We start from the raw sequence: 9,266 nt of genomic DNA on the forward strand, positions 1-9,266 counted from the left end.
AGTGCCGCCATGCTTAACCTGATCCCTTCGCTGGATCCGTGGCTGCACCGGCTTGCGGACGGGCAGTTCGCCGTTGCCACCATCGTGGCGGCGTCCGGTTCCGTGCCCCGGCCGGTGGGAACATCCATGCTGGTCACCGAATCCGGAGAGGTGCTGGGCAGCCTCTCCGGCGGCTGCGTGGAAGGCGCCGTGGTGGCGCTCGCCCAGGACGCCATGGACGACGGCGTCCCGCGCCACGGGACGTTTGGCTTCAGTTCAGAGGACGCCTTCGCGGCCGGACTCACTTGCGGGGGAGAACTGGGCATCCACATCCAGCCGGTGCCGGCCGCGGCACCCGGCGAAACCCCGCACCCACTTCGGGCCGCCCTGCTGCAGCTCGCCGGCGTCGCCCCGGCCCACCCCGTGGCGCTGGTTCGGACCCTCGGCGCCGGGGGAGGAGGCGCCGTCGCGGTGCCAGATCCGGGTACCTTCCGGGCGGCTGGCTGTCCGGAGCTGTCAGCTGTGCTTCACGGGGAGGCACTGCTGCACGTGGAATCCCTGGTTCGCAGCGGTGGGGCCGGTGTGGTCCCGTTGGTGCTGGCAGGGCAGTGCCTGCCGGAGCGCGACGGCCACAGGCGGCATCCCGGGGAACCCGCCGTCCTGGTGGAGTCCCGTCTCGCCCCGCCACGCATGCTGGTGTTCGGTGCAAACGACTTCGGGGCCGCGCTGGTCCCCGCCGCCAAGCTGCTGGGCTATCACGTGACCCTCGTTGATGCCCGCCCGGCCTTCGCGTCGCAGCCCAGGTTCGCGGCCGCCGACCAGGTGGTCACTGAGTGGCCGCACCGCTACCTGGCTGCGGAAGCGGCGGCAGGCCGGACGGACAGCCGCACCGTGGCCGCCGTCCTCACCCATGATCCGAAGTTCGACCTCCCCCTGCTGGAAACGGCGCTGGCCCTTGACCTTGCCTACGTGGGCGCCATGGGGTCCCGGCGGAGCCACCTCCAACGGGTTGACCAGCTCCTCAACGCCGGCGTCGCGCCGAAGCGTATCGCGCAGCTGCATTCGCCCATCGGCCTTGACCTCGGTGCGGTCACTCCGGCCGAAGTGGCGGTGTCCGTCACCGCGGAACTGATCGCCGCCCGCACCCGCGCAGCCAGCTGCCTGCCGCTGCGGGAAACCTCCGGCACCATCCACCACCACCCGGCAGCCCCGGCGCCCACAGACCTTGATACGCAGGAGATCGCATGGACATGAACACCATCGAGGCGGTGGTCCGCACCACCGACCCCGCACAATGGCGCGACGGCGACGCCTGGCTTGCCGGCGGCACGGTCCTCTTCTCCTACGGCAGCTACGCGTTTGGCCCGCAGCCGCTCAAGCGGCTCCTGGACCTCGGGAAGGCCGGCTGGACACCCATCACCGTCACCGGAGACGGGATCGAGCTGGCAGCCACCTGCACCATCGCGCAGCTGTACGCCCTGCCCGGTTCGCCGGAAGGCTCCGGCCGCACATGGCCCGGGCTGGACCTGGTCCGCGCGTGCTGCGATTCCTTCGTGGCGTCCTTCAAGGTGTGGAACATGTCCACCGTGGGCGGCAACCTCTGCACCTCACTGCCCGCCGGTCCCATCATTTCGCTGTGCGCCGGACTGGATGGCGTGGCCACCATCCTCGCTCCAGGCGGCGGCAGCCGCACCGTCCCCGTGGCGGAGTTCGTCACCGGGGATGCGAAAAACTGCCTGGCACCCGGTGAGCTGCTCCGAAGCGTCAACCTGCCGGCGTCGGCCCTGTCCACCCGGGTGGCCTTCCGGCGCCTGTCACTGAGCAACCTGGGCAGGTCCGGGGTTCTGCTCATTGGACGGCTCGACGACGGCACCTCCCTAACCCTGACAGTCACCGCCGCCACCAAGCGGCCGGTCCAGCTGCGCTTCGAGGGAGTGCCGGACGCAGACCGGCTGGCCGCCGCGCTGGACGACGCCATCCCCGCGGAGCTCTACCATGACGACATCCATGGGCTGCCCGCCTGGCGCCGCGACATGACGCACCGGCTGGCCGAGGAAATCCGGGCCGAGCTGTCGGCGCCTGAGCGGGCCCACGATATTCCAGTCTCCGGCGACTTCTGGCCGCCCCAGGCCGGGTCAGCACAAACCGGGCCCACCACGCTTTCGAAAGGGGCTTGAGGATGGCCATCGAGATTAACGGAACACCTGCCGGCGCGGACCCCCGCCCGGGGCAATGCCTGCGTACCTTCCTGCGCGAACAGGGCAACACCGGCGTGAAGAAGGGCTGCGACGGCGGGGACTGCGGCGCCTGCACGGTGCACGTGGACGGGACCCCGGTCCACAGCTGCATCTATCCCGCCGTCCGCGCCGAGGGGCACTCGGTCACTACCATCGAGGGGCTGGCAGCCGCCGCTGGTGGTCCCGAGGGGCAGCTGCACCCGGTCCAGCAGCAGTTCATGGAACGCCAAGGCTTCCAGTGCGGCTTCTGCACCGCAGGCATGGTGATGACCGCGGCGACGTTCGATGAGAACCAAAAGGAGAACCTGCCCCGGAGCCTCAAAGGCAACCTTTGCCGCTGTACCGGTTACCGCGCCATCGGCGATGCGGTATGCGGACATCCCGGGCATCCTGATCCCGACGGGCCGGGCTCAGGCATCGCGGGGGAGGGGCAGCCTGATCCGGTGCAGGGCCGGCTGGGCGACGACGTCCCTGCACCTGCCAGCCGGGCAGTGGTCACCGGCGCCTCCCGCTACACCCTGGACCTCCCAAGGGACCAGCAGCAGGCACTGCTGCACCTGAAGATCCTGCGTTCGCCGCACGCGCACGCCCGGGTGGTGTCCATAGATGCGGATGCTGCCCTGAAGATTCCGGGGGTAGTTGCGGTCTTCACCCATGCGGACGCGCCGGAGCAGCTGTTCTCCACGGCCCAGCACGAGCTCTTCACCGACGACCCGGACGATACGCGGGTGTTGGACGACGTGGTGCGCTTCATCGGGCAGCGGGTTGCCGCCGTCGTCGCAGAATCGGTGGATGCCGCAGAAGCCGGAGTGCGGGCGCTGACGGTTGAATATGAGGAACTTCCGGCGGTCTTCTCGCCGCAGGAGGCCCTGCTTCCCGGCGCGCCCCTGGTCCATGGTGACAAGGACGGCAGCGCGTCCCGCATTGCCCGGCCGGACGGCAACGTGGTCGCGGAACTCCACTCGGAGCTGGGGAGCGTGGCTGACGGCTTCGCCGCCGCCGACTTTATCCACGAACAGACCTACCAAACCCAGCGGGTGCAGCACGTGGCACTGGAAACGCACGCGGCCATCGCTTCGGTGGATGACGAGGGCCGGCTTCAGGTCCGCACGTCCAGCCAGGTCCCTTTCCTGGTCCGCCGGACACTGTGCCGGGTATTTGGCCTCCCGGAAGGCAAAGTGCATGTGGTGGCCGGCCGGGTCGGCGGTGGATTTGGCGGCAAGCAGGAAGTCCTCACCGAGGACCTCGTGGCGCTTGCGGCCCTGAAGCTGCAGCGGCCGGTCCAGCTGGAACTGACCCGCACCGAGCAGTTCACCGCCACCACCACCCGCCACCCGTTCACCATCAAGCTGAAGGCCGGTGCCAGCAGGGAAGGGCGGCTGACCGCGCTCGAGCTGGACGTCGTGACCAACACCGGTGCCTACGGCAACCACGGCCCTGGCGTCATGTTCCACGGCTGCGGCGAATCCCTGGCCGTGTACAACTGCGCCAACAAGAAAGTGGACGCGCACTCGGTGTACACCCACACCGTGCCGTCCGGTGCATTCCGCGGGTATGGGCTGAGCCAGATGATCTTCGCCATCGAATCCGCCATGGACGAGCTCGCCGCCGGGATTGGCATGGATCCACTGGAATTCCGGCGCCGGAACATGGTCCGCGAGGGCGACCACATGTTGTCCACCCGGCCGGATCCGGAAGAGGACGTCCACTACGGCAGCTACGGACTGGACCAGTGCCTCAACCTGGTCCGGGACGCCCTGGACCGCGGCAAGGCACGTTACCGGGATGCAGGCCTGGCCGATCTTGGGCCCGACTGGATGGTGGGCGAAGGCGCCGCCCTGTCCATGATCGACACTGTCCCGCCGCGCGGCCACTTTGCCCACTCCCATGTACGGCTCCTGCCGGACGGGACGTACCAGGCCGACGTCGGGACCGCCGAGTTCGGGAACGGCACCACCACGGTGCACGCCCAGCTTGCCGCTACCGCCCTCTCGACGGAAGCGTCCAGGGTGGGGGTGCGGCAATCGGACACGGACTTGGTGGAGCACGATACCGGTGCATTCGGGTCCGCCGGCACCGTGGTGGCCGGCAAGGCGACCCTGGCAGCGGCGGAAGAGCTGGCTGTCCGCATCCGCGCCTTTGCCGCCGGGATCCGCCAGACCCAGGCTTCGGCCTGCGTCCTCGAGGGCGGCGCCGTGGTGGTCGACGGGACCCCCGTGGCACTGGCTGAACTGGCGCAGGCGGCCGCGGATGCCGGCGTCGAACTTGCTGCCGAGGGCCGTTGGGGTGGTACGCCGCGCTCGGTAGCCTTCAACGTGCACGGCTTCCGGGTGGCGGTGAACCGCGGCACCGGCGAGCTGAAGATCCTGCAAAGCGTGCAGGCGGCCGACGCCGGGGTGGTGGTCAACCCGCGCCAGTGCCGCGGCCAGATCGAAGGCGGAATCGCCCAGGCCCTGGGTGCCACGCTGTATGAGGAAGTGGTGGTGGACGACGCCGGCAAGGTCACCACGGACATCCTCCGTCAGTACCACATTCCTACTTTCGCGGACGTTCCGCGCAGCGAGGTGTACTTCGCGGACACGAACGACAAGATGGGGCCATTGGGGGCGAAATCGATGAGCGAAAGCCCGTTCAATCCGGTAGCTCCGGCGCTCGCCAACGCCATCCGGAACGCGACGGGAGTGCGGTTCGCGTCCCTGCCGATCGCCCGTGACCGGCTCTACCTGGGGCTGAAGGAGACGGGGCTGGTGCGCAGGCTGGACCACGTTCCGACCTAGGCCGGTGGCAGGTCACACTTCCGCTTGTCAGGATGCAACCCGGGGTCGGATCTGACCCCGGGTTGCATCGTTGCATATAGTCGGGGGATGGAACAGCGGATTTTAGGCAAGACCGGACGCAGCGTCTCCGTCGTCGGGCTCGGTACCTGGCAGCTCGGCGCGGACTGGGGCAACGTGGACCCGGCCCAGGCGCAGGCCATCCTGGCGGCCTCGGTGGAAGCGGGGGTCACCTTCTTTGACACCGCCGATGTTTATGGCGACGGCAAGAGTGAGCAGGCCATCGGGAAGTTCCTGAAGGACAACCCGGGCCTCGGTGTCACGGTTGCCACCAAGATGGGCCGCCGGCTGGAACAGCGCCCCGAGAACTACACCCTGGCCAACTTCCGCCAGTGGGTTGACCGGTCCCGGAAGAACCTGGGCACGGACACCCTGGACCTGGTCCAGCTGCACTGCCCGCCCACGCCTGTTTACAGCAACAACGAGGTGTACGACGCATTGGACACCCTTGTGGCCGAAGGTGCCATCCGCAACTACGGTGTGTCCGTGGAACGGAGCGACGAGGCCCTGGAAGCCATCCGCCACGAGGGAACCGCGTCGGTACAGATCATCCTGAACGCCTTCCGGCTCAAGCCCCTGGATGAAGTCCTCCCGGCGGCAAAGGCCGCAGGGGTGGGCATCATCGCCCGCGTTCCGCTGGCCTCGGGCCTGCTGTCCGGCAAGTACTCCAAGGAGACCACGTTCGCCGAGAACGACCACCGGAACTACAACCGCAAGGGCGAGGCCTTCGACGTCGGGGAGACCTTCTCCGGGGTGGACTACGAGCTGGGCCTCAAGGCGGTCAAGGAGTTCGAGCAGCTGGTGCCCGAGGGCGCCACTACCGCACAGGCGGCCATCGCCTGGATCTCCGCGCAGGACGGTGTCAGCACCGTGATCCCCGGAGCCCGCAACGTGGAACAGGCACAGTCAAACGCTGCTGCGGCAGCGGTCAGCGTTGGGCAGGAGTTCGACGAAGGCGTCCGCTGGATCTACGACCACTACTTCCGTGAGGCCATCCACCCGCGCTGGTAGCCGGTTGCCCCGGGAGCATGCCGGTGACCGGCTCTGTCAGCGACTTTGTGGAACGGCTGGCGGCCGTGGAAGTGGGGCCTGCCTGCACCAACTTCTTCAACCATGCGGTTCCGGCGAATGCTATCCGCCGGCACAACCTGGAGCTCTACCTGCAGGAGATGCTGGACCGCCGGCCCAAGGTACTGCTGGTGGGGGAGGCGCCCGGATTCCGGGGCATGCGGATTACCGGGGTGCCCTTCACCAACAGAGTCATCCTCGGAGGGCCCGCCAACAGCTTCGGGCTTTTCGGCCCTGGCAAAGGCTATGTGCTGCCGCCCGAAGCTGCGGGGGTGGCCGCGGAACCTACGGCTACGGTGCTGTGGCAGGTCCTGGAAGAGGTGGGTATTCTGCCTTTGCTGTGGAGTGCTTTTCCCTGGCACCCGCACCAGCCGGACAAGCCGTCCTCCAACCGCACGCCCAAGACCTCCGAGACCAAGCTGGGCACGCCTTTCTGGCAGGATCTTGCGGCTCTCTTCGGCATCGATTCCCTTGTGGCGGTGGGCAACGTGGCCCAGCACAGCCTGCGGCGGAGCGGGCTGGACGTACCGAAGATCCGGCATCCCGCCCACGGTGGCAGGTCCGGTTTCAAGCAAGGGCTGGAGCAGTTGCTGGAGCGTGGGATGCCGGCCTGAGCTGAATTCTCCGTTATGGATCTTGATTGTCGTACCCCCTTGTCATGATGGGTTTATGGGGAAAGCGGCGGTGGTGAGGGCGTTTGGGGAGATCTGTGCTGCCCTGGCTGTGCTGAATGCTGAGGTGGACGCGGCTGGTGTGGAGCCGTTTTCTGCGGCTGATCCGTTGGCTGGTGTGGCGGCTGGGTGCCTGGACATTCTGGCCGGTGCCCGGGAGGTCGAGGCCGGGTTCGCTGGCCTGAAGGCCAGGGCTGCGGTGACGTACGCGGAGAGCGCCGACGTGGTTGCGGGGCCGGATGTGCCGGTGCGTGCGCAGGAGATGGCGGTCGCGGCGGAGATCGGGTGCGTGTTGGCTCTGGGTCCGCGGGCCGCGTCGTCGTTCCTGACGGCCTCGCACGCCGTTGTTGCCACGTTGCCGCTGACCTTGTCGGCGTTGCAGGCCGGGGTGATCTCCTGGGGCCACGCGGTGGTGATGGCGGACGAGACAGCCTGCCTTGATGCTGCGGGGGCGGCGGCGTTGGAAGCCCATTTCCTGGACCCGGGCGCCGCGGACCCGGCGCGGGGCTGCCCGGTGGGTGCGTTGCCGGCGCACCGGTTCAAGGCCAAGGCCCGGACCTGGCGGGAACGCCACCACGCCGAGAGCATCGAGGCACGCCACGCCAATGGGGTCGCGGAGCGGCGGGTGGAGTTCCGGGCGGACCAGGACGGGATGGCCTGGCTCTCCGCGTATCTTCCCGCGGACCAGGCCCTGGCGGGGTGGAACCGGCTCACCGCGACCGCCCGGGGCCTGCAGGGCCCCGGCGAGGGCAGGACCCTGACCCAGCTCCGGGCCGACACCTTCGCCGACGCGATCCTCACCGACGGCACCGGCGCCAGCGACACCCGTGCAAGCGGCAGTCGCGGTTTGACCGAAGGCGCGAGCGGCAGCTCCACCGGCGGTGCGGGTGCAGGCGGCAGCCCCAGCGAACGTGTGGGTGCTGTCCGGGACCGTGTGCTGTCGCCGGTCCGGGCGCAGGTGCTGGTCACGGTTCCGGTGTTCTCGCTGATCGGCCTGACGGACGAGCCGGCGGTGCTGGACGGGTATGGGCCCATTCCGCCGTCGATGGCCAGGGAGCTGGTCGCAAACGGGGCGGGGTCGTTTTACCGGGTGTTGGTGGATCCGCGGGACGGGGCCCCGTTGGAGATCGGCCGGACGAGTTACCGGGTCACAGGTCCGATGCGGGCGTGGTTGCGGATGCGGGACGGGAAGTGTCCGTTCCCGGGGTGCAGCAACAACTCCCTGGACAACGATGCCGATCACATCCTCGCCTGGGCCAAGGGCGGCACCACCGGAATCAGCAACCTGGGACAGCCGTGCCCGAAACACCACAAACTCCGACACGCCACCGGCTGGAAACCCACCCCGGCCACCAAGAACGACCCACCCGGCTGGACCTCACCCACAGGCCGCCACTATCAAAGCGAACACCAAGACTGGGAACCTACCCACTGGCCGCACGGAAAGCGGCCGGACAGAAAGTGGCACGGCAGCATCGATCTCGTTCGCCATGGTGCTTCCCCCTGGGAAGATGCCCTTGCGCGCTTCCTGCGTGCCCACGCCTGATTATGCCGCTACGGGAGGCCGGCTCTGCTATTCGAGGTCTGCTGCTGGTGGAGCCGGGGTGCTAGCGGAGCAGACCCAGCTGGTCCGGCGTATCTACGTCCTCGCCGGTGGACTGGTCGCTGCAGTCCACGTCGTCCACCAGATCCGGGTGGGCGCGCAGGAAACTACGCGCTCCGGCATCGCCCGTCACCGTCGCGCACACGGCGCCGCGCAGGGAGGCGTCGATGACCAGGGGGTGCCCGCGGCGGAGGCCCGCGCAGCTGTCGTCGTTGGAATCACGGCGGCGGTACGCGGCGGCGGTGATCCGGCCCGGCTGATGCCGGGCCAAGAGCCGCTGAACCGTCGCCGGGGTCAGGCCCGGCTGATCGACCAGGGCGATCAGGAGGTGATCCGCCGCATCCGCGGCGTGGTCGCCGAGCAGGAAGGAACTGCCCATTCCAGACTCCCACTCGGGGTTGGCCAGGACATGGCAGCCGTCCAGCCTCGCGGACGCTTCAACCTCGGCCGCACCTGCACCGAGGACCACCACCACGTCACGGCAGCCGCCGTCGAGCAGGGCTCCCGCAACGGCCTCAACAAGTGGCCGTCCACGGAACGGAAGCAGGGCTTTCGGGCCCAGGCCCAGGCGCGTGCCCGCCCCCGCGGCGAGCACCACGCCGGTGGTCCTCATCCCCGCTGAACCGGTCCCGCCACTGTCACCCATAGCTGCACCCTATGGGAGGAAGGCTCAGGTGTCGCCACCTGCGCCGCCGGTGGTGCCCGCGTTGACGTCCAGCAGCTTGTAGCGGTCCATGGCGTACGACGGCGCGTCCGCCTCTACTTCACCCCTTGCCGCGAGCAGTTGGAGCACTTTCACCACGATGGAGTGGGTGTCGTTTTTGAAGTAGCGGCGGGCTGCTGCGCGGGTGTCGGAGAAGCCGAAGCCGTCGGC

8 protein-coding genes are annotated in these 9,266 nt (G+C 68.7%); 6 read left to right on the forward strand and 2 right to left on the reverse strand.

Features of this window, described 5'->3' with window-relative positions; translation table 11 throughout:
* The first annotated feature begins 9 nt into the window (after positions 1 to 9).
* The 6 genes from PV772_RS01570 to PV772_RS01595 all read left to right on the forward strand — a co-directional run bounded on the left by PV772_RS01570 (position 10) and on the right by PV772_RS01595 (position 8,335).
* Positions 10 to 1,233 (forward strand): XdhC/CoxI family protein, encoded by a 1,224-nt coding sequence (locus PV772_RS01570; RefSeq protein ID WP_141159343.1) that lies wholly within the window; start codon positions 10 to 12, stop codon positions 1,231 to 1,233.
* Positions 1,224 to 2,156, forward strand: coding sequence for an FAD binding domain-containing protein (locus PV772_RS01575; protein WP_347885161.1), 933 nt, complete (start codon positions 1,224 to 1,226; stop codon positions 2,154 to 2,156). The genes PV772_RS01570 and PV772_RS01575 overlap by 10 nt, the downstream gene beginning before the upstream one ends.
* Before the next feature lie 2 nt (positions 2,157 to 2,158).
* Positions 2,159 to 4,993 (forward strand): molybdopterin cofactor-binding domain-containing protein, encoded by a 2,835-nt coding sequence (locus tag PV772_RS01580; protein ID WP_347885162.1) that lies wholly within the window; start codon positions 2,159 to 2,161, stop codon positions 4,991 to 4,993.
* Positions 4,994 to 5,080: 87 nt separating this feature from the next.
* The gene (locus tag PV772_RS01585; protein ID WP_347885163.1) at positions 5,081 to 6,061 is read left to right on the forward strand and encodes an aldo/keto reductase; all 981 of its coding nucleotides are present in this window, start codon (positions 5,081 to 5,083) and stop codon (positions 6,059 to 6,061) included.
* A gap of 23 nt (positions 6,062 to 6,084) precedes the next feature.
* On the forward strand, positions 6,085 to 6,732 hold the full coding sequence (locus tag PV772_RS01590; protein WP_246839839.1) for a uracil-DNA glycosylase: 648 nt from the start codon (positions 6,085 to 6,087) through the stop codon (positions 6,730 to 6,732).
* A 55-nt stretch (positions 6,733 to 6,787) separates the two neighbouring features.
* Entirely contained in the window at positions 6,788 to 8,335 is a 1,548-nt protein-coding gene (locus tag PV772_RS01595) for a DUF222 domain-containing protein (RefSeq protein WP_347885164.1), read from the forward strand.
* A gap of 61 nt (positions 8,336 to 8,396) precedes the next feature.
* On the opposite strand, the gene nboR is transcribed toward PV772_RS01595, so the two are convergent.
* Positions 8,397 to 9,038 (reverse strand): nicotine blue oxidoreductase, encoded by a 642-nt coding sequence (gene nboR, locus PV772_RS01600; RefSeq protein ID WP_347885165.1) that lies wholly within the window; start codon positions 9,036 to 9,038, stop codon positions 8,397 to 8,399.
* Positions 9,039 to 9,062: 24 nt separating this feature from the next.
* Positions 9,063 to 9,266 (reverse strand): hypothetical protein (locus tag PV772_RS01605; protein ID WP_347885166.1); only part of this gene is annotated, 204 nt, incomplete at its 5' end.

This window comes from Pseudarthrobacter sp. CC12 (assembly GCF_039907755.1).
In the GTDB taxonomy this organism is placed as follows: Bacteria; Actinomycetota; Actinomycetes; order Actinomycetales; family Micrococcaceae; genus Arthrobacter; species Arthrobacter niigatensis.

Bases quoted from the DNA above. Each gene is read 5' to 3' on its own strand.
- PV772_RS01570 (WP_141159343.1), top strand. From the start codon at position 10: ATGCTTAACCTGATCCCTTCGCTGGATCCGTGGCTGCACCGGCTTGCG.
- PV772_RS01575 (WP_347885161.1), top strand. From the start codon at position 1,224: ATGGACATGAACACCATCGAGGCGGTGGTCCGCACCACCGACCCCGCA.
- PV772_RS01580 (WP_347885162.1), top strand. From the start codon at position 2,159: ATGGCCATCGAGATTAACGGAACACCTGCCGGCGCGGACCCCCGCCCG.
- PV772_RS01585 (WP_347885163.1), top strand. From the start codon at position 5,081: ATGGAACAGCGGATTTTAGGCAAGACCGGACGCAGCGTCTCCGTCGTC.
- PV772_RS01595 (WP_347885164.1), top strand. From the start codon at position 6,788: ATGGGGAAAGCGGCGGTGGTGAGGGCGTTTGGGGAGATCTGTGCTGCC.
- nboR (WP_347885165.1), bottom strand. From the start codon at position 9,038: ATGGGTGACAGTGGCGGGACCGGTTCAGCGGGGATGAGGACCACCGGC.